Origin of the sequence: Chthoniobacter flavus Ellin428, from assembly GCF_000173075.1 — a bacterium.
GTDB classification, from domain to species: Bacteria; Verrucomicrobiota; Verrucomicrobiia; order Chthoniobacterales; family Chthoniobacteraceae; genus Chthoniobacter; species Chthoniobacter flavus.
This window is the reverse complement of the sequence record NZ_ABVL01000016.1, coordinates 93,782-112,231: the sequence shown is the minus strand read 5'-3', so window position 1 is coordinate 112,231 and position 18,450 is coordinate 93,782. Positions and strand designations below refer to the sequence as shown.

Below are 18,450 nucleotides of genomic sequence, written 5' to 3'. Positions count from 1 at the left end.
GCCCCTACCCGCGTTTGTAGAGCGCGCGGATGTTGCCGAGCCAGGTGCAGGCGGCGCAGGCCACGCAGGCGCCGAGGGACAAGCCGACGAAGAGGGGCGCGCTGGCGAGCGAGATGGCGTCGGCGATCACGCCGAGGATGGTCGCGACGAAGGTCACGCCGGAGATGCCGCCGAAGATCCACCGTCCAAGGACGGATTGATTCGTGAAGACCAGCGAAAGCGGAAAGGCGATGGCCACCCCGCCAACACCGGCGAGCATGGCCGAGTCCCAATTCAGCGCGAGGTTGAGGATGAAGCCGGTGATGCCAATGGCCAGGCAACTGGATACCGCGGCGGCTTCGATCTTTTCCGCGGGACGCAAGGCGAAGCGGGCAAAGCGGTCGGCGAGCAGCATGGCATTGCCGACGGGCCGGGCGACCCACACCCAGAGGACGAAAAGGAAATAGAGCGCGACGATGATGTAACCGCCGGGCAGATAATGCGCGACGCGAGAGCCGAAGTAGAAACCGAGAATGACGGCCCAGCGCGCGCCGCGATTCAGGCGCGCCATGGCGAAGCAGTATTTCAGATAGCCGCGATAGAGCGGCGAGCGGGCGCGGAAGCTGGAGAGCAGGCCTTCGCGGGCGTAATCGAAATCCGGATCGAGCCGTAATGCTTCGCGGAAGTGCACCTCGGCGGCGCGATGCTCTCCGCGCTGCAGCGCGGCCCAACCGGCGTTGGCGTGGGTGAAAGCGTCCTCGGGATCGCGGGCCAGCATGCCGGCGAGGTGCGCGGCATTTTCGGCCAGCTTATTTTGCAGGCGGAGCGCCTGGGCGAGTTGATTGGCCGCGCCGGAATTATCGGCGTCGAGGGCCAGCGCCTCGCGGGCGGAACGTTCGGCGAGCGGCCAGTTTTCCATTTGCAGGTAAGCCTGCGCTTCGGCGGTGTGCGCGTAAGAATCGTTGGGGTCCAGCGAGAGGGCCATCTGCGTGGAGAGGAGCGCTTCCTTTGGACGATCGAGCGCGCAGAGGATGAAGGCGCGCAACACATGGTGCTCGGCGCCATTCGGCTCGATGGCGATGGCTTGATCGATCGTCTGCAGCGCTTCCCGGCGCGCCTCGGCGATGCGCCACTGGCAGCCGGCGAGTTGATGCAACGCGAAGGCGTCATTCGGCTCCTGGGCGAGCGCTTCCTTGAACGCCGTCACGGCATCGGCAAAGCGGCCCAATTGCTTGAGCTGCAGCCCACGCATGATTTGCGGATGCGGAAAGGCGGTACTCATTTCTTGATGCCGAGGAACGTCAGCACGTCGTCGTAGAAGCCGCTTTGATTGGAATAAATCGCGTAGTTCTTGGCGCTCTCGAACCACGCTTTCGTCGAGGGCTTCACGTCCTTCGCGGATTTCAGCAGGTCGTCGGTGCCGAGCGGGATGACGCGATTTTCCTGCATGGCCCGGGCGAGCGAGCGCTCGATGGCGATGTCGAAGACGGCCTTCAAATCGGCGCCGGAAAAATCCTTCGTCTTCTTGGCCACGGCGGCGGAGTCGAGCTTGTGCATGGGCTTGTCCCGGGCCATGACCTCGATGATCGACGCGCGCGCGGGTTCATCGGGCGGCGGAACGAAGAGGATGCGATCGAAGCGGCCCGGGCGGCGGAACGCGGGATCGAGATGCCACGGGGCGTTGGTGGCGCCGAGGATGAGCAGGCCGTCGTTGCTGCCGACATTGCCGTCCATTTCGGCGAGGAATTGATTGATGAGCGTGCGACCGGCGCTGCGCTTGAGGTCGTTGCGGTCGGCGGCGAGAGCGTCCACTTCATCGAAGAAAAGCACGGCCGGCGCGTGAGTGCGGGCGAGTTCGAAAAGCTGGTGCAGGTTCTTCTCGGAATTGCCGAGATAGAGATCGAGGATCTGGTGGATGCCGATGGAGAGGAAGTTAGCCTTGATCTCGCCGGCGGTAGCGCGACTGAGGAGCGTTTTGCCGCAACCGGGCGGGCCGTAGAGGAGTACGCCGCCGCCGATCTTCTTGCCGTAAGCCTTGAAGAGCTGCGGGTTCTTTAGCGGATGGATGATCTTCATCCGGATTTCTTCCTTCACCGTTTCCATGCCGCCGATGTCGGCGAAGGTCAGGGTCGGGCGCTCGACGTCCGCGCTGTCCGGGCCGGATTTTTCCTCTTCGTCGGCTTCGGGCGTCCAGGCCGGCCCTGAGACGGTGACCTTCTCGGGCGCCGGGGGCTGCTTCGGCACATGGCCGTTGAGCTCTTTCTCCAGGGAAGGGTCCTTACCCGTCGGGTCGAGCGCCAGGGCGCGGGCGTAGCTGGTGCGGGCGGCCTCGAGATTCCCCTCCCCGGCGTGCAACCGGGCGAGGAGGAGATGGGCAGGCGCAAATTGCGGATTCTGAACGATGAGCGCTTCGGTGCGGACCACGGCTTCGCTCGTCTTGCCGCTGAGGTGCAGGATGCGGGCGATGCCTACCCGTGCCTCCGGCCGCGTGGGGTCCAGCGTCAGCACACGCTCGAAGACCGACCGCGCCTCGTCGAGCGACCATTCGTCGAGACAAGCGTGGGCAAGCAGGAGCAGCAGAGGCACGTTGTCCGGCGAAACGGCGACGGCCTGGCGGAGAGGGTCAAGTTTGGACATGCGGCGGGAGTCTCGGGTGAGGTTTGCCGCAAAACAAGCGAGAGATGCAAGGGGAAGGTGGGCCGCTGCTCTTAATCTTAATCTTGATCGTAATCTTAATCTTTCCGCCGAGGGATTAAGATCAAGATTAAGATTACGATTAAGACTCGTTGCGAAACGCGTTCCGAAAAAGAGAAGCGTTACTTGGTTTCCGCGGCTGTCTCCATGTCCTTCAGCGCCTGAGTCCCGGCCAGAGCCTGCAGAGACGCCTCGCTGGCCTGGACGGCGTGCAGGCCGTCGCCATCCGCCTGGACGATCCAGCCGAGGATGCGGGCGCCGGTTTGCTTGCGATAATGGATGCCGCGCAGGTTGCGATCGCGCCCCTTGACTTCGCCGGAGATTTCCTGCCAGCTCTGCGGAGCTGAGCTGCTGACGTTTTTGGTCGTGGTGTTTTTGTGCAAGACGACTTTGGTGGTGCTCCCTTGCAATTGTCCAATCCACCAGATCTGGACATTGATCGGACGGGGTTGATCGATACCGATGGCTCGCAGGGTCACGTCCACCGTGCGCTCGCGGTCGAAAGAGGTGTCGTAGCTGCCGTTCCGGCTGCGATAGTTGGTCGTCGGCGCTCCGACGGTGCTGGCGGTCTTCACATCCAGCACGATGGTGGCGGCGGCGGATGCCGTGGACGTGAAGCTGGAGAAGGCGAAAGCGATGGTGGCCGCCAAAACGCCCAGAATGGAGCGCAGTGGAAAAAAGGATGGCATCATGGGGGGATTCGTTGGAAGGTTTACGAAATTTAGCTTAACTAACCACTACCGACAGAGTAGGAACCTACCATGCGGCTCAGGAATATTGGAAGTTCGCTTCAGTATATTCGCTTAGAGCCATGGCATGGGCACTGCTAAACTCCTTAACTATCGCAGCCCAAAAATAAGCCATTTTATGAATTTCCTCGTTGTTGACGACAATCGGCTCCTGAACCGCTTCCTGACCACTTATCTGCGCGGTAAGGGCCATTCAGCGGCCTCGTTGACGGACAGCTCCAAGGTGGAATCCTGGCTCGATCTGAATCCGTGCGACGGGCTGATCCTCGATATCGGCATGCCGAAAATCGACGGCCTTACTCTGATTTCCAAAGTCCGCGAGAAGCATGCGAGCCTGCCGATCGTGATGTTTACCGGGCTGGGCTATGACGAAGACGCCATGCAGGCGGCGCGCAAAGCGGGCGCCAATGGGTACGTCAGCAAGGGCCTCGGGCCTTCGGAAATTTACTCGGCCCTCATGCGGGTGCTGCAGCAGCAGCAACAGCAGCAGCAACCGGCCAAAGCGTAAGGTTTTCGCTTAGATTTCGATCAATTCTGCGAGACGCGATTTGAGCAATCGCGCCTCCCATTGTCCGCTGGCGTTTGGACGGTCGAGGTAGCCGTAATTGAGGACCGAGCCGGCTTGGGCGAGCAAAAGACGCGAGATTTTGCCAAAGCGGCCCATGCCCATCACGCTGAGAGGAAGCGCATGTTTTTTCGCGAAAATACCAAGTAAATTCGCCAGTGCAGCCGGCGTCTCGGCCAGGGCGGCCAGCTTGCAAATATCCGCCCCGGCAGCGTGCGCCCGGCGAATGGACTGCTCCAATTTCGCCGTGCTGGGCATGGAATGAAAATGGTGCACGGAGGCGATGACCTTCACCTTGGCGCGCCGGGCGGCGGCGATGGTCTCGGCCAGCTTCTCGAAGGAGCGCAGCTCGATGTCGATCAAAGCCGCATGCGGCAAAAAGCGGGCGAACAACTCGCGTCGTTGCGGAAAACCGAGGGCATTCGCACCGCCCTCGGCCGGATGGCGGACGGTTACCAGAAGCGGAACCTGCAGTTTGGGCAGGGCGGCAAGCAAGGGAGCGGGAGCCGTGGCGAAATTATCGACGCGAATTTCAAGGAAATCGACCTCGCCAGGCTGAATCTTCAGGGCCGCCTGAAGGGCTCCAGGCGAATGGACCGCCCCGACAACGTGTGGCGATTTACGTAAATCTCTCGAATTCTTTGTTCGGCTCATGTTTCTTGCGATGCTTCGCGCAGCAAACCCGATGCTTGGTCGAAAACAAGAACTCAATCTTCAATTCCTTCAGATCGCCGATGGCCTCCTGATGGTCATCGCTTTCTGGCTGGCACACACGTTGCGTTTCTTCGGAACGGACCTCTTCTTTTTCAACAATAAGCCGATCGGTCCGTTTGCCGATTTCCAGTGGTTGCTCTTCGTCATTTTACCCTTCGGTCCGATCGTGCTGGAGATACAGGGCTTCTATTCCCATCTCCTGCAAAAGACGATCGGCAAATCCCTCGTCCAAATCGCCCGCGCCATCTTCTGGCTCGGGCTGATCATCGCCGCGTGTTCGTATTTCTTGCGACTGGATGTGCCCAGCCGTGCGGTCATGCCGCTCTTCGTGGTCTTCGCCCTCGTCCTGCTGCTCCTGAGGGAACATCTGAGCCTCGTCTACTACCGGAAACGTTCCCACATCGCGGATCTACGCGAGCGAATCATCCTCGCAGGCACGCCCGGCGATACGCATCAACTGCGGCACACCTTCACGCCCGAGCAGATCATGGAGATGGAAGTGGTCGAGGAGATCGACATCGAGATCCAGCCCATCAGCGACCTCATCAATGCACTGCATAAACATTCGGTGAGCCGGGTGATTTTCGCTGGAGGCCACAGCCATCTGAACCGCCTGCAGGAAGGCATTGCCGCCTGTGAAATCGAAGGGGTCGAGGCCTGGCTGGCGGCGGACTTCATTCGCACCTCCATCGCCCGGGCGGATTTCGATATCTTCGGCGACCGCCCCATGCTGGTCTTCCGCACCACCCCGGATCTTTCCTGGGCATTGACCATCAAGGGCCTGATCGATCGGACCGGCGCCTTCATCGGCCTCCTTCTCACCTCCTGGCTGTTCCTGGTCATCGCCATCGGCATCAAGCTCACCTCCCCCGGGCCGATTTTCTTCAAGCAAAAGCGGGCGGGTAAAAACGGGCGGCCGTTCACGATGTTCAAGTTCCGCTCGATGGAGACGGATGCCGAGATGCGCCAGGCGGAACTGGCCGCCTACAACCAGATGGAAGGACCGGTTTTCAAGATCGACAAGGACCCGCGTATCACTTCCTTTGGAAAATTCCTGCGCCGCACCAGCCTGGATGAATTTCCACAGCTCTACAACGTGCTCAAGGGCGACATGAGCCTGGTCGGGCCGCGCCCGCTGCCGATCTACGAAGTCGAGCAATTCGCCAGCACCGCCCAGCGCCGCCGCTTGAGCATGAAGCCAGGGCTCACCTGCCTGTGGCAGATCGCCGGCCGCAACAAAATCACCAGTTTCGACGAATGGGTGCAGCTCGACCTGCGCTATATCGACAATTGGTCGCTGGTGCTGGATTTCGAAATCATGCTGAAAACCATTCCGGTGGTGCTTCTCGGCTTCGGTGCACGGTAATTTCTGCCCGCGGGGAAGCTCCCGCGAGGTCTGCGCCCGCGGTTGTAGGATTTCTGAGGTGGAAATGACGACAAAAGATTATCTAAAGCCGTTTTCCGGCAGAATCTTTGCCTCTTTTAAGTCATTTCATTTGCAACCCGCCCGTTTCAGCCGTTAGAAGACGCGGCCCATGCCTTCCTCGCGTCCCACTTCTGTTGTCACCGGCGGCGCCGGTTTTCTCGGCTCGCATCTCACGGATCGCCTCCTTGCCGAAGGACACCGGGTCATTGGCATCGATAATTTTCTCACTGGCAACGTCGCCAACATCGAGCACCTCGCAGGCAACGAGAACTACAAGTTCATCAAACACGACGTCTCGAACTACATCTTCCTGCCCGACGACGTGGACTACATCTTCCACTTCGCCTCCCCCGCCAGCCCGATTGATTACCTCGAGCACCCCATCCCGACCCTGAAGGTCGGCTCGCTCGGCACCCACAACGCCCTTGGCCTCGCCAAGGCGAAAAAAGCCACCTTCCTCCTCGCCTCGACCAGCGAATGCTACGGCGACCCGCTCGTCCACCCGCAGCGCGAGGATTATTGGGGCAATGTGAACCCCATCGGACCGCGCGGCGTTTACGACGAAGCGAAGCGCTTCGCCGAGGCCATGACCATGGCCTATCACCGCTTCCACCAGGTGGACACGAAGATCGTCCGCATCTTCAACACCTATGGCCCGCGCATGCGCTTGCGCGACGGTCGCGTGGTGCCCGCTTTCATTGGCCAGGCCTTGCGCGGCGAGCCGCTCACCATTTTCGGTGATGGCTCCCAGACCCGCTCTTTTTGCTATTGCTCGGACTTGATCGACGGTATCTTCAAGCTCTCCCAGTCCGACTTCCACGAACCCGTGAATATCGGCAACCCCCGGGAAATGACGATCAAGCAATTTGCCGAGGAGATCATCCGCATCACCGGCGCCAAGTCGGAGATCGATTTTCGTCCGCTGCCCGTGGATGACCCGAAGGTTCGGCAGCCCGATATTACCCGGGCAAAGAACGTGCTGCATTGGGAACCTCGGGTGGACTTCGACGAAGGTATCCGCAAGACCATTGACTACTTCCGGACCCGCCTGGATTGAAGTTCAGAAGAAATCGGCAACTTTTTCCTTCCCAACCCCAAACAAATAATCAACAAGATCACCCACTTTCTCGGACGCGAAAGTCCTAAGAAATCCCTCCCATGAAAATTCTCTTCCTCTCCCTCCTCGCCGGAGGAACGTTTGCTACTCAGGTTTTTGCCCAGCAGGCGGCTGTCGGACCGGGCTCGGTGAAGCTCGCAAAAGTCGAACCCGCCGGCATCAAGTCGCCCGAGTATCAAATCACCGGCGGCCCGCAAAAACGCTACAAGGTCGGGACCTGGCTGGAAGTCGAAGTCCAATACGAGACCGCTCCCGAGGACATCGACGAACTGACCTTCAACTACACGGTCATGGTCGAAAACAAGCTCGCCGATGGCAGCGTGACCTACGTCAACATTCCGAAGGGCAAGGATCACTACGCCGTGATGTATATTCCGCCGCGGGCGCTGGAAAAACTACTCGGGGGCAAACCCATGAGCGGCGGCAGCGTCCAGAACGCCTGGGTCTCGGTTTCCCGTCAGGGCCAGATTTTGGGTCAGGCCGCGTTCAAGCCCGCTGCGATTCCGAATCTGCCCCGTGTTGCCGGCCTTCTGCTCAACAAGAACGACACTCCGTTCGCGCCGCTCTTTTACGATCGCTACGAGGCGATCAAGGCGAACCACTAGCACCAGGCCCGAGCTTTCATGGCAGCATCCACACGCATCCTCAGTCTCAGCCTAGGCACCCAAACCATCGGGCTGGCAGAGTTTAAAACCGGGCAAAACGGCGGCCTCATCCTTTCGGCCTACGAAACGCGGGAACTGCTCGCGGATCCAGCAGCCGACGCCACCCGTCTCGCTCAAACCAAGCTTGTGCTCGATGAAATCGTGCAGAAGCGCAAGCTCAAGGGCGGCAAGGTCAACTACGCCGTTTCCTCCCAGTCGGTCTTCACCCGGTTCGTCAAATTGCCGTCCGTCGGTGAAGAACAAGTCGATCAAATCGTTGGCTTCGAAGCGCAGCAGAACGTCCCCTATCCCATCGACGAGGTGGTGTGGGACTATCAGCTCGTCGACAGCGGCGACGCTTCGCAAGTCGAAGTCGTCATCGTTGCCGTCAAGGCCGACCTGCTCGACGACATCAACGATTCCGTCGAACAAACCGGCCTGAAGACGACCCTCGTGGACGTCGCCCCGATGGCGCTCTACAACGCCTTCCGCTACAATTACAGCGACGTCCAGGGGTGCTCGCTCGTCATCGATATCGGTTCGCGCACGACCAACCTCATCTTCATCGAGCCGCACAAGGTCTTCAGCCGCAGCATCCCCAATGGTGGCAGCACCATCACCGGCCAGATCGCCAAGGAATTCAGCGAAGCCTTCCAGGAAGCCGAAGAACGCAAGAAGCGCGATGGTTTCGTGAGCCTGGGCGGCGCTTACGCCGAGCCCGATGATCCGGATGTGGCGCGCGTCTCGAAGATGATCCGTAATTCGATGACCCGCCTGCACGCGGAAATCGCCCGTTCGATCGGCTTCTTCCGCGCCCAGCAGGGTGGCCATCAGCCCGAGCGCGTCTTCCTCAGTGGGGGCAGTTCCACACTTCCTTACATGCGGGAATTCTTTCAGGAAAAATTCCAGCTCCCTGTCGAGTTCTTCAACCCGCTGCGCAACGTCGCCGTCGGGTCGGGCTTGAACATCGATGAAATCGGCCGGAACGCCCATCGCATGGGTGAACTCGTCGGTCTCGCCCTACGCGGCACGAGCGACTGCCCGATGGAACTGAATCTCCGCCCGGCGAAAGTCGTGCGGCAGCATGATCTCGCGGTCAAGCGACCCTTCCTCATCATCGGTGGCATCTGCGCGTTGCTCGCTCTCGTCGCGTGGTGGCAGTATTTCGTGCAAGCGGCCAAAACCACGGTCACCGCGACCACGGCGCTGAATCCCAAGATCACTGAACTGCAGGGCTTCGAGAAGAAAATCAATCAAGCGAAGGCCGACATCAAGGCCCAGCAGGATACCGCGCAGCCTTACTTGAATGCCGTCGAGGACAAGACCTATTGGATCCAGGTTATCGATGACATCAACAGTCGTCTGCCCCGCGAATATGTGTGGGTCACGAACTTCGGCATCGAAACGCCCAAAGATACGCCGCGCAGTGCGGCTGCTCCGACCGGCTTCGGACCCAAAAAGGCTTCCGGAACTGCCGCCGCAGGGGCGGAGGCGAGAGGTCCCGTGCTCATGCTCCGGGGTCTGTATCTCTTCAACAGCCGCGGTGCCCAGGTGGTCGACGACTTCAAGGCCAAGCTGAAAGAGTCGCCCTACTACACCGTGGACGAGGAACCCTCCCACAACGTGCGGACTGCACCCAACGAGACGGACTGGGCCTACGATTGGGCCATTCCTCTCATCCTGAAACCCATCAACGCGATTGCTAACACCGAAAAATGAACTGGGTTAAAGAAAACAAATTCCTCACCGGTTACATTGCCGTCATGGTGATCGGCGTTGGCGCGTTGGGTTACGAGGTTTATGCCGCCAGTTCGGCGAACGACGAAGCCAGCGATAAGTATACCAGCCAGGCCGCGGAATATAACCGGTTGCGTCACTTGGCGCCTTTTCCGAGCCGGCAGAATCTCGAGAGTTACGATGAACAGAAAAAAGAAGCGGCGGAGGTCATCGATGCTTTCGAAGCGGATCTGGCCAAAAGGGCCTTCCCTCTCGAACCGATGACGCCCTCGGGATTACAGGATAAGCTGAAAGCTTCCGTTTCCGCTGTTCGGACAAAGGCCGAATCTGCCGGTGTCGCCCTTCCGGATTAGTTCTATCTCGCTTTCGAAAAATACGAAAGCACGCCGCCGAGCACGGAGGCCGCATCGCCTCTTGGTCGGGAACTCAAGGCCATCGAGTGGGTCGTCAACCAGTTCCTGTCCGAAACGGGCGGGAAAGTGAAAGGCATTGCCGACTTGAACCGTGCGGACCTTCCCGAAGAAGGCGGCCGCGGATCACAACGCGGCGGTCGCGGTCAGTCCACGGGCGGCCCCGGTGGGCGTGGTCCCACAGCGGGTGGCCCGGGCGGCGCCGCACGCGGCGGCACCGGGATCCCCGGTGGTAATAGCAACGATCGTCGCGGCTTGGTGAAGTATTATGGATTCGATTTTTCCGTCCTTTGCAAGCCGGATGGTCTTCGGGATGTCCTCAAGAACATTACTGCGGCCAACGCGCCGCAGTTCTATGTTCTTCGGAGTCTCAAGATCCAGAACCAGATGGAGAAAGGCCCGTCCCGTGCCGGTGATCCTAACAAACCGGAAAAAGACAAGGAACTCGCCAGCTACATCGTGGGAACAGAACTAATCGAAGTCTCTGCCCATTTTGAAGTAGTTGATTTTAGCAACCCCGGTGAGACAGTAGAATCGGAAGCTTCCCCCTCCACATCCCCCAAAACAACCCCAGCCCGGAGGTAACATATGAATTGGATTAAGAAGCGTTATGACCAGCTTCTGCTGGCCGTGCTCGCCGTGGCGTTGCTTGCCTGCGCGATCACTATTTTCCTGCGTGTTCAAAGCTTCCCGGAAAAATTTTCCGAGGCCGCTGCGACCGTTCAACCTAACAACAAGGTCCCTCCCGTTCGGTTGGAAAAGATCGAAGACGCCAAGGAAAAACTGCAGCATCCCCCGGAGTGGACGGATCCCAAAAACGCGGACGGTAAACCCGCGCGGGGTTCCCTCTTCGTCTCTGAGCTCTATATCGTCGGACCGTCCGGAACCCCGGAGAAACCCGACAAGGGTGCTCTCTACAAGGACAGCCTGACTGGCGAGCCCATCCCCAACACGTGGTTCCTCGACGCCGGCTTGCCCTTGCTCGATCCCAAAGTGCCTTTCCAGGATCCGGATAAGGACGGATTCCTCAACGAAGACGAATGGCGCGCCAAAACCGATCCAAACAACAAGGATTCCCATCCGGCCTACGTCTCCAAGCTCTTCCTCAAGCGCTTTGAGAAGGTCGCCTTCCGCCTGATTTTCAAGGCCTACGACGGTGACCCGAAGAAGACCAAGGATTACAGCAAGTTCAGCTTCCAGATCGACACCCTCGATCTCCGGCAACCCAGCGACTTCCTGAACCTCGGCAGCATGGTGCCGAACACCAAATTCAAACTGGATAAGTTTGAGTTCAAGGAAGCCTATAACGACAAGATCCAGGAGAAGGAAGACGTTTCGGAACTGACTCTGGTTGATACCGTTACGAACGACCACATCGTTCTGGTGCTCAACAAAGTCACCGACTCACCGGACGTTTACGCCAATTTCGAATACGAATGGCCCAATCCGAATCAGCCGCAAATGATCCGGGTCAAGAAGCTCCAGGAGTTCGTCTTGAAGCCGGAAGTCGACGATGCCCATCACTATAAACTGATTGACATCAACGATACGGAAGCCCAAATAAAACTTCCTGACGGCAGCGACTACACGGTGAAAAAGGATCCGCGTCACGCGGGTAAATAATTCACTGCCGTTTCACTAGATCTTTACAAGCCCAGATTCTTTGCGCTTTTTTGCTGCGCAGCGAAAAAAATTTTTATACTCTCAAACCCTACACAGCCCGCCATGATCAAACCCCCACTCGCTTCCACTATTTCTTCGCTGTTGGTCTGCACGATGATCATCACGCCGACTCTCAGCTTTGCCGCTGGCTACAACCGCGGCAGTGTGGAAGGCACCGCCGAGCGCGAAAAAGCCCGGCGCTCGGATTACGAGCGGCAGGGACGTGAGGCCATCGCCAGTGGCGATGCGGCGATGAAGGACAAAGACTACGAGAAGGCCACGGTCTTCTACAAGCAGGCCTGCGACACGATCCCGAACGCACCTTACTCCCAGTCCCTTTACGACACCGCGCTGAAAGACTTCTGCCACGCGAGCGTGAAACTCGCCGAGCAGCGCATCACCGAAGGCCGTTACGCGGATGCGGAAAGCACCCTGCATGTCGTGCTCGACGAGCGTTACGATCCCCGCTGCAAGGACGCCATCATCATCCTCGCCCGCCTCGAGCAACCCGATTACTACAACAAGACCATCGGACCGAAGTTCCGTGCGAACGTCGAGCAGGTGAAACAGTGGTTCATTGAAGCGCAGGGTCTGTATGACACCGGCCGCTTCTACCTGGCCAAGAAACGTTGCGAGCAGATTCTCAATCTCGACCCGACGAACATCGCGGCCCGCAAGTTTGAAGAGAAGGTTGACCGGGCGTTGAGCGACTACGGTGTGGCCGCCTACAACGAGACCCGTGCGGACGCCATCGCCAAGACCGACATGGCGTGGGCGCGCCCGGTGCGCCGTTTCAATGCGCCGACCGAGATCGTCGTTGAAAATACTTCGCCACAAGCCAGCACCGAGCGCATTCGCCGCAAGCTGGAACGCATCATCCTTCCCAAGCTGGAATTCCGCGAGGCGACGATTCGTGAAGCGATCGATTTCTTGAAGAAGAAGAGCGTGGAGCTCGACGATTTTTCGCCTCCCGGTGAGAAGGGCGTGAACATCGTGCTCAAGCTGGAGAACGCTGGTGGAGGGGCTCCCGCGCCCGCAGGGGCTCCGGCGGCAGCTCCGGCAATCCCCGGCATTCCCGGCCTGGACAATGGGGCAGCGGCCCCCGGTGCGGCGGCAGCTCCGGCGGCGGCGCTGGGCAATCCCGCGGACGCCCGGATCACGGTTTCGCTTACCAATATCCCGCTGATCGAAGCGCTGAAGTACGTCACCGGTCTGGCCAACTTGAAATACAAGGTCGAGCCATATGCCGTTTCGGTCGTCCCGATGACGGAGAACACCGACGTGTTGATCACCAAGGAATGGAAGATTCCGCCGGATCTGATTCCGCGCACGCCTGGTGCAGGCGGTGCGGCGGCCAGCGCTCTGGCTGCTCCGGTCGCTGGAGGCGCGGGTGCAGGTGCGGGGAGCGACGCGACCAAGGGTGGCAGCGGCATCGCCGATCGTGAATCGGCGAAGAACTGGCTGATCGCCAATGGCGTGTCCTTCAACGGCAACGCCTCGGCCATTTACATCGTCAAGAGCAGCCGGCTCATCGTCCGCAATACCCAGGATCAACTCGACCTCGTCGACACCATCATCAGTTCCGGTGGCGGTCAGGGCCCGGTCCAGGTGGAGATCGAATCCAAGTTTGTCGAAATTCAGCAGACCAACCTCAAGGAATTGAGCTTCGACTGGCTGCTTGGCCAGTTCAACGCGCCTGCGACGAAGAACGTGTTCCTCGGCGGCGGCACCTCGGGCACTGCTCCTGCGCTGAATCCCTCGGATTTCCCGTTCGTGAACGGCGGCGTCCCGGTGGGCAACAACCCTCTCACGGCGGGTAACCGGAGCGGCAACCTGGCGATCAGCGCCAATGCGATCGACGCACTGCTCTTCCCGATCAGCGGTTCGTCCCAAGTGGCGCCGGCCATCGGTGCGATCTCGGGCGTGTTTACTGATCCGCAGTTCCAATTGGTCATTCGTGCGCTCAACCAAAAGAAGGGTGTCGACCTCCTCTCCTCGCCGAAGGTCACCACCAAGAGCGGCCAGCGCGCGGTCATCGAAATCATTCGCGAGTTCCGTTACCCGACCGAATTCACCCCGCCGCAGATCCCACAGACCTTCGGTAACACCGGCGCCGGCATTCTCGGTGGCGGCGCGGCCACCACCGGCAGCTTCCCGGTTACCCCGACCACCCCGACGGCGTTCGAAACCCGGAATACCGGTGTGACGCTCGAAGTCGAACCGGTCATCGGTCCGGATGGCTACACCATCGACCTCAATCTCGTTCCGCAGGTCGTGGAATTCGAAGGTTTCATCAACTACGGCAGCCCGATTACCTCGTCGGTGACCAACCCGATCACGGGTGTGTCCACCCAGGCGGTCATTACACCAAACGTGATCAACCAGCCGATCTTCAGCACCCGCAAGGTGACGACCAGCGTGAGCGTCTATGACGGCTCGACAGTGGTCCTCGGCGGCCTCATTCGGGAGGACGTGCAGAAGGTCGAAGACAAGGTCCCGATCATTGGCGATATCCCGATCGTCGGCCGCCTGTTCCGCTCGAGCGTCGACCAGCACATCAAGCGCAACCTGATCATTTTCGTGACCGCCCGCCTCATCAATGCGGCCGGCGAACCGGTTCGTGCCGAGGATGAGAAGGAAGAAGTGGTCGACAAGATCACTCCGCCGGAAATCCAGCCGCAAGAACTGCCGCTGATGCCGAAATGATCAGGCGGCAGTGCCGGCGCTAGGCATAACGGGTGGCGTTGCGACGGGAAAATCGAGTTTTTCCGCTGCGCTCCGCCGCCATTTGCCGGCGACCTTTTTTGACGCCGACCGCTGCGCGCATGAGCTCCTCGCGAGTGACGCCGGTGTCCAAAAAGCCGTCGCGGAGGCCTTCGGCCAGGACGTGATCAGCCTTGACGGACGACCTGACCGCGGGCGGCTGCGTGAAATTGTCTTTGCCAATTCGGCCAGACGGCGTCAACTTGAGCAGATACTCCATCCCATCATCCGTGACCGCTGGATGGAGGAGGCAGAAAATGCGGCGCGCAGCGATCACTGGTTCTGCGCAGACATTCCACTGCTCTACGAGACCAACGCCCAAAGCCATTTTGCCGCGGTGATTGTTGTCGCCTGTTCGCCCGTTACCCAACGGGCCCGGCTCCGCGATCAACGCCAACTTCCAAACGACATTGCCGAAAACATCATCGCCTCGCAGCTCGACCTCACGACGAAAGTCGCGCAAGCCGACTACCTCATCTGGAACGACTCCAGCGAATCCTGTCTCGACCGACAGTCCCGACTCCTCGCCGGAGCCCTCCAACGTCGCTTCCATGGCTGATCCAGCCGACAGCACGCCGCCGCCGGAGGAAGCCGTGGCTGCCGCCGCGAACACGCCCGGCACGGCCCCGGCAGCGGTCACCGCTCCCGCTGCCATGCCCGCGGCGCCAGTCGAACCGCCCATTCCGGTTCCCGCCCAACTCTGGATCGACGAACTGCATCGCGAGACGCGTCAACCAATTGCTCGAACGCGCCACCGCGCTGCGTTTCCGCATCAATCCCGACAAGACCCGGCACCACATCGTTTTCGATCTCCTCCGCGCCTACGCCCAGCGCGGTACCGAACTCTTCGCCGACGAGCATTCTCGAACTGGCCCCGCAGGGCTCTGGCTTCCTGCGCTGGCCGCGCTACAATTTCCGCTCCCTGCCGCAGGACGTCTATGTGCCTGCCCAAGTCGAGCGCCAGTTCTTCCTCCGCAACGGCAACCGCGTCGCCGCCAGGATTCGCCCGCCCCGCGATCGTGAAAAGTTCATGACCATCGAGCGGGTTCTCCACATCGAGGACATCCCGGTGGATTCGTGGAAGGAGACCATCGAGTTCGATCGCCTCACGGCGCTGCATCCCACGGAGCGCATCATCCTCGAGAACACGCGGCACAAGTCGATCACCCCGCGCGCCATCGATCTCATCTCCCCGCTTGGCCGCGGCCAGCGGGGCCTGATCGTCGCCCCGCCGCGCACCGGCAAGACCGTGCTGCTCAAGGATATCGCGCAGTCGATTCTCGCCAATTCGCCAGAGACCCATCTCATCCTCCTGCTCATCGACGAGCGCCCCGAGGAAGTCACCGATTTCCGCCGCTCGGTGAATTGCGAAATTTACAGCTCCACCTTCGACGAAGGTCCAAACCGTCATACCCAGGTGGCCGAGGTCGTCAGCGAACGCGCCAAGCGCCTCGTGGAACTCCGCAAGCACGTGGTCATTCTCCTCGACTCGATCACCCGTCTCTCCCGCGGCTATAACAATCTCCAGGGCGGCAAGGGCCGCACGATGTCTGGCGGCGTCGATGCCAAGGCACTCGTGAAGCCGAAGAAATTCTTTGGCGCCGCGCGGAATACCGAGGAAGGCGGCAGCCTCACCATCCTTGCCACCGCGCTCGTGGAAACGAACAGCCGCATGGATGACCTCATCTTCGAGGAATACAAGGGCACCGGCAACATGGAACTGCACCTCGACCGCAGCCTCTCGGACAAGCGCGTCTTCCCGGCTATCAATATCATCAACTCGGCCACCCGCCGCGATGAACTGCTCTACCATCCGCAGGAATTCGCCAAGGTGAATGTCTTGCGCCGTCAGCTCGCCGCGCTTCCGCCCATTGAGGCGACCGAAGTGCTTATCCACGCGCTGAAGTCAACCAAGTCAAACGCTGAGCTTCTGCTCACGGGGTTGCGCGGTTAGCATGCAGCCGTTGATTGACACCGCCGAGGCTTTGCAAGCGGTGCCACCGTTGCTTGCACCGCACCCTCGCATCCCGATCGATACCGAGGCGGACAGCCTTCACTGTTATTTTGAAAAGCTGTGCCTCATCCAGATCAGTGTCCCCGGACACGATCTCCTGATCGATCCGCTCGCAGGCATCTCCCTGCAACCGCTTTTCGAGGCGTTTGCCGGCAAGGAGCTGATCATTCACGGGGCCGATTACGACCTGCGTCTGCTGCGCCGCGTGGGCTTTACCGTCACCGCACCAGTCTTCGATACGATGATCGCCGCGCGCCTTTGCGGCATCGAGGAGTTCAGCCTGGCCGCACTCATCAAGCGCTACTTCGACGTCGCGCTGACCAAGGCCTCGCAAAAGGCCAATTGGGCTCGGCGTCCGCTGTCGCCGCAGATGGCCGACTACGCCGTCAAGGACACCCACTACCTGCTCGAGATCGCCGGCATCCTCGAGGCCGAGCTCACCCGGCTCGACCGCATGGAATGGTTCCGCCAAAGCTGCGATAAGGCCGTCGCCGCATCGGCGATCACCAAGGAACGCGATCCTGAGGAAGTCTGGCGTATCACCGGCAGCAAGGACCTGCGCGGCCGCGCCTCCGCCATCCTGCGCGCGCTGTGGCACTGGCGTGAAGCCGAGGCCCAGGCCGTCGATCGCCCCACCTTCCACATCCTGCACAGCGAACAGCTCATCGAAGCCGCCGCAAAACTCGACCGCGACCAGGAAGTCGATTTCTCCCAGCTTCACGGCCCCCGGCGGCGGCGTTTCTACGAGGCCGTGGAAACAGCCAAGGCCCTGCCCGAGAGCGAATGGCCGAAGATCATCCGCAAACCGCGCCCGCGCCCCACGCGCGACGAGGAAGCCCGCTTCCGGGAACTCAAGACCAAGCGGGACGCCGCGGCCGCCGAGCTCAAGCTCGACCCGTCACTCATCGCCCCAAAGAGCATGCTCGAAAGTCTCGCCGCCAACGGCGCCGAAGCCACCGCGCGCATGCTTCCCTGGCAACGGGCCACGCTGGGGGTGTAAGTGCGCTGCTACTCCCTCTTGCGCTCCTCCGCGAGGCACATGTTCCGAAACTGATTCTGCTGCAGTTCCTCGTGCGCTGAATTCACGAGACGCTGCGCGGTCTGGAGATAGACAATGATCTTCTCCACCTGCGCGCCGCCGAGGAGCGTGTAACTCTTCGCGAGCATTTCCTCATCGTTCATCTGCTTCGCCAGGTCCGTCGAAATGCCGCAGGTGCCCACGATGCTTCCGTTCTCATTCCGCAAGGGCAGCTTGGTCGTGTAGGCATAACGGATCTTCCCATCGGGCATTGTCTCGCGCTCGATCTTTCCGAAAATCGGTTCGCCGGTTTGCATGATCTTCTTCTCGTCCTCGAGCGCGTTCTGCGCGTGCGCCGGCGAAAAGAAATCGAAATCCGTTTTGCCCACGATCTCGTCTTCGTCGTGCAGACCAAAGCGCCGGGCCAGCGAACGGCTGATGCGCATGAAACGGCTGTCCTTGTCCTTGAAAAAGATGCGGTCCGAACTGTGATCGAGGACAAATTGGAGAAGCGCATGTTCTTCGAGGTATTTGGATACCCCATCGAGTTCAGCATGGTTGGTGGCGCACGTAACGGATTCCATAGATGTTATAACTGCTATTTAATCCATATAAACCATTACAATTAGCGATGGAAACATTTTAAATTTAATAGATCGCTAGCAGACGATGCTTTTTCCGCGGGTAGAATCAATGCGTCGCCCTCGATAACTAATGCGTCCCTCGAACGATAATCCGCGACGCCAAATGCTGTTTGTTAGCGAATAATTGCGCTTTCACCCCCCACTCCACCAATCTGCTGGATCAGAACAGATAACATCGCCGCATAACTTAACTGTCTGGATCGCTGAAGGCGCCCTCGGCCCAGCCGGCTACGAGCGGAGGGCAGTTAGCGAATAGTTGCCCTTGCGCGCCCAACACCACCGAATCGCCGCCTGGTCCTCAGCGCCGGCTTGAA

18 protein-coding genes are annotated in these 18,450 nt (G+C 60.0%); 12 read left to right on the top strand and 6 right to left on the bottom strand.

All coding sequences use genetic code 11. The annotated features are described in order from the left end of the window. Window positions 1-4: 4 nt before the first annotated feature. The 3 genes from CFE428DRAFT_RS22415 to CFE428DRAFT_RS22405 form a co-directional block, all read right to left on the bottom strand. The gene (locus CFE428DRAFT_RS22415) at window positions 5-1,261 is read right to left on the bottom strand and encodes a tetratricopeptide repeat protein (RefSeq protein ID WP_006981940.1); all 1,257 of its coding nucleotides are present in this window, start codon (window positions 1,259-1,261) and stop codon (window positions 5-7) included. Next, window positions 1,258-2,616, bottom strand: coding sequence for an ATP-binding protein (locus CFE428DRAFT_RS22410; protein ID WP_006981939.1), 1,359 nt, complete (start codon window positions 2,614-2,616; stop codon window positions 1,258-1,260). Before CFE428DRAFT_RS22410 ends, CFE428DRAFT_RS22415 begins: the two co-directional genes overlap by 4 nt. A 179-nt stretch (window positions 2,617-2,795) precedes the next feature. Then, window positions 2,796-3,365 (bottom strand): hypothetical protein, encoded by a 570-nt coding sequence (locus CFE428DRAFT_RS22405; protein WP_006981938.1) that lies wholly within the window; start codon window positions 3,363-3,365, stop codon window positions 2,796-2,798. A 175-nt stretch (window positions 3,366-3,540) separates the two neighbouring features. Here CFE428DRAFT_RS22405 and CFE428DRAFT_RS34255 point away from each other — a divergent pair, with 175 nt between their 5' ends. Then, on the top strand, window positions 3,541-3,930 hold the full coding sequence (locus CFE428DRAFT_RS34255) for a response regulator (RefSeq protein ID WP_049975719.1): 390 nt from the start codon (window positions 3,541-3,543) through the stop codon (window positions 3,928-3,930). Between the two features lie 9 nt (window positions 3,931-3,939). On the opposite strand, the gene CFE428DRAFT_RS36070 is transcribed toward CFE428DRAFT_RS34255, so the two are convergent. Next, entirely contained in the window at window positions 3,940-4,641 is a 702-nt protein-coding gene (locus CFE428DRAFT_RS36070) for a type I 3-dehydroquinate dehydratase (RefSeq protein WP_006981936.1), read from the bottom strand. Window positions 4,642-4,672: 31 nt separating this feature from the next. Between CFE428DRAFT_RS36070 and CFE428DRAFT_RS22385 the strand changes: the two genes are divergently transcribed. The 9 genes from CFE428DRAFT_RS22385 to coaE all read left to right on the top strand — a co-directional run bounded on the left by CFE428DRAFT_RS22385 (window position 4,673) and on the right by coaE (window position 15,019). Then, window positions 4,673-6,067, top strand: a complete 1,395-nt coding sequence (locus tag CFE428DRAFT_RS22385; protein ID WP_006981935.1) for a sugar transferase — start codon at window positions 4,673-4,675, stop codon at window positions 6,065-6,067. Between the two features lie 169 nt (window positions 6,068-6,236). Next, window positions 6,237-7,184 (top strand): UDP-glucuronic acid decarboxylase family protein, encoded by a 948-nt coding sequence (locus tag CFE428DRAFT_RS22380; RefSeq protein WP_006981934.1) that lies wholly within the window; start codon window positions 6,237-6,239, stop codon window positions 7,182-7,184. A gap of 101 nt (window positions 7,185-7,285) precedes the next feature. Then, entirely contained in the window at window positions 7,286-7,849 is a 564-nt protein-coding gene (locus CFE428DRAFT_RS22375; RefSeq protein ID WP_006981933.1) for an Amuc_1102 family pilus-like protein, read from the top strand. A gap of 18 nt (window positions 7,850-7,867) precedes the next feature. Then, the gene (gene mul2B, locus CFE428DRAFT_RS34245) at window positions 7,868-9,607 is read left to right on the top strand and encodes an Amuc_1101 family PilM-like pilus complex protein (protein ID WP_006981932.1); all 1,740 of its coding nucleotides are present in this window, start codon (window positions 7,868-7,870) and stop codon (window positions 9,605-9,607) included. Continuing rightward, a complete protein-coding gene (locus tag CFE428DRAFT_RS40790; protein ID WP_006981931.1) occupies window positions 9,604-9,978 on the top strand; it encodes an Amuc_1100 family pilus-like protein in 375 nt (124 codons plus the stop codon). The genes mul2B and CFE428DRAFT_RS40790 overlap by 4 nt, the downstream gene beginning before the upstream one ends. Window positions 9,979-10,104: 126 nt before the next feature. Then, complete coding sequence (locus CFE428DRAFT_RS40785; RefSeq protein ID WP_006981930.1) at window positions 10,105-10,620, top strand: Amuc_1100 family pilus-like protein; 516 nt, start codon at window positions 10,105-10,107, stop codon at window positions 10,618-10,620. A gap of 3 nt (window positions 10,621-10,623) precedes the next feature. Beyond that, window positions 10,624-11,658, top strand: coding sequence for an Amuc_1099 family pilus-like system protein (locus CFE428DRAFT_RS22355; protein WP_006981929.1), 1,035 nt, complete (start codon window positions 10,624-10,626; stop codon window positions 11,656-11,658). A 102-nt stretch (window positions 11,659-11,760) separates the two neighbouring features. Then, window positions 11,761-14,403, top strand: a complete 2,643-nt coding sequence (locus CFE428DRAFT_RS22350; protein ID WP_006981928.1) for an Amuc_1098 family type IV pilus outer membrane protein — start codon at window positions 11,761-11,763, stop codon at window positions 14,401-14,403. Window positions 14,404-14,413: 10 nt separating this feature from the next. Continuing rightward, complete coding sequence (coaE, locus tag CFE428DRAFT_RS36065) at window positions 14,414-15,019, top strand: dephospho-CoA kinase (RefSeq protein ID WP_083805289.1); 606 nt, start codon at window positions 14,414-14,416, stop codon at window positions 15,017-15,019. A gap of 77 nt (window positions 15,020-15,096) precedes the next feature. On the opposite strand, the gene CFE428DRAFT_RS39990 is transcribed toward coaE, so the two are convergent. Then, the gene (locus CFE428DRAFT_RS39990) at window positions 15,097-15,321 is read right to left on the bottom strand and encodes a hypothetical protein (RefSeq protein WP_006981926.1); all 225 of its coding nucleotides are present in this window, start codon (window positions 15,319-15,321) and stop codon (window positions 15,097-15,099) included. Between CFE428DRAFT_RS39990 and rho the strand changes: the two genes are divergently transcribed. Further along, window positions 15,236-16,414, top strand: a complete 1,179-nt coding sequence (gene rho / locus CFE428DRAFT_RS22335; protein WP_337442753.1) for a transcription termination factor Rho — start codon at window positions 15,236-15,238, stop codon at window positions 16,412-16,414. The two genes, CFE428DRAFT_RS39990 and rho, sit on opposite strands and share 86 nt — an antisense overlap. 1 nt (window position 16,415) lies before the next feature. After that, a complete protein-coding gene (locus tag CFE428DRAFT_RS22330) occupies window positions 16,416-17,474 on the top strand; it encodes a ribonuclease D (RefSeq protein ID WP_006981924.1) in 1,059 nt (352 codons plus the stop codon). Window positions 17,475-17,482: 8 nt separating this feature from the next. Here the strand turns inward: CFE428DRAFT_RS22330 and CFE428DRAFT_RS22325 are convergent, their stop codons facing one another. Continuing rightward, on the bottom strand, window positions 17,483-18,076 hold the full coding sequence (locus tag CFE428DRAFT_RS22325) for a PAS domain-containing protein (protein ID WP_006981923.1): 594 nt from the start codon (window positions 18,074-18,076) through the stop codon (window positions 17,483-17,485). Window positions 18,077-18,450 lie beyond the last annotated feature (374 nt).

Bases quoted from the DNA above. Each gene is read 5' to 3' on its own strand.
- CFE428DRAFT_RS22415 (WP_006981940.1), bottom strand. From the start codon at position 1,261: ATGAGTACCGCCTTTCCGCATCCGCAAATCATGCGTGGGCTGCAGCTC.
- CFE428DRAFT_RS22410 (WP_006981939.1), bottom strand. From the start codon at position 2,616: ATGTCCAAACTTGACCCTCTCCGCCAGGCCGTCGCCGTTTCGCCGGAC.
- CFE428DRAFT_RS22405 (WP_006981938.1), bottom strand. From the start codon at position 3,365: ATGATGCCATCCTTTTTTCCACTGCGCTCCATTCTGGGCGTTTTGGCG.
- CFE428DRAFT_RS34255 (WP_049975719.1), top strand. From the start codon at position 3,541: ATGAATTTCCTCGTTGTTGACGACAATCGGCTCCTGAACCGCTTCCTG.
- CFE428DRAFT_RS36070 (WP_006981936.1), bottom strand. From the start codon at position 4,641: ATGAGCCGAACAAAGAATTCGAGAGATTTACGTAAATCGCCACACGTT.
- CFE428DRAFT_RS22385 (WP_006981935.1), top strand. From the start codon at position 4,673: ATGCTTGGTCGAAAACAAGAACTCAATCTTCAATTCCTTCAGATCGCC.
- CFE428DRAFT_RS22380 (WP_006981934.1), top strand. From the start codon at position 6,237: ATGCCTTCCTCGCGTCCCACTTCTGTTGTCACCGGCGGCGCCGGTTTT.
- CFE428DRAFT_RS22375 (WP_006981933.1), top strand. From the start codon at position 7,286: ATGAAAATTCTCTTCCTCTCCCTCCTCGCCGGAGGAACGTTTGCTACT.
- mul2B (WP_006981932.1), top strand. From the start codon at position 7,868: ATGGCAGCATCCACACGCATCCTCAGTCTCAGCCTAGGCACCCAAACC.
- CFE428DRAFT_RS40790 (WP_006981931.1), top strand. From the start codon at position 9,604: ATGAACTGGGTTAAAGAAAACAAATTCCTCACCGGTTACATTGCCGTC.
- CFE428DRAFT_RS22355 (WP_006981929.1), top strand. From the start codon at position 10,624: ATGAATTGGATTAAGAAGCGTTATGACCAGCTTCTGCTGGCCGTGCTC.
- CFE428DRAFT_RS22350 (WP_006981928.1), top strand. From the start codon at position 11,761: ATGATCAAACCCCCACTCGCTTCCACTATTTCTTCGCTGTTGGTCTGC.
- CFE428DRAFT_RS39990 (WP_006981926.1), bottom strand. From the start codon at position 15,321: ATGCTCGTCGGCGAAGAGTTCGGTACCGCGCTGGGCGTAGGCGCGGAG.
- CFE428DRAFT_RS22330 (WP_006981924.1), top strand. From the start codon at position 16,416: ATGCAGCCGTTGATTGACACCGCCGAGGCTTTGCAAGCGGTGCCACCG.
- CFE428DRAFT_RS22325 (WP_006981923.1), bottom strand. From the start codon at position 18,076: ATGGAATCCGTTACGTGCGCCACCAACCATGCTGAACTCGATGGGGTA.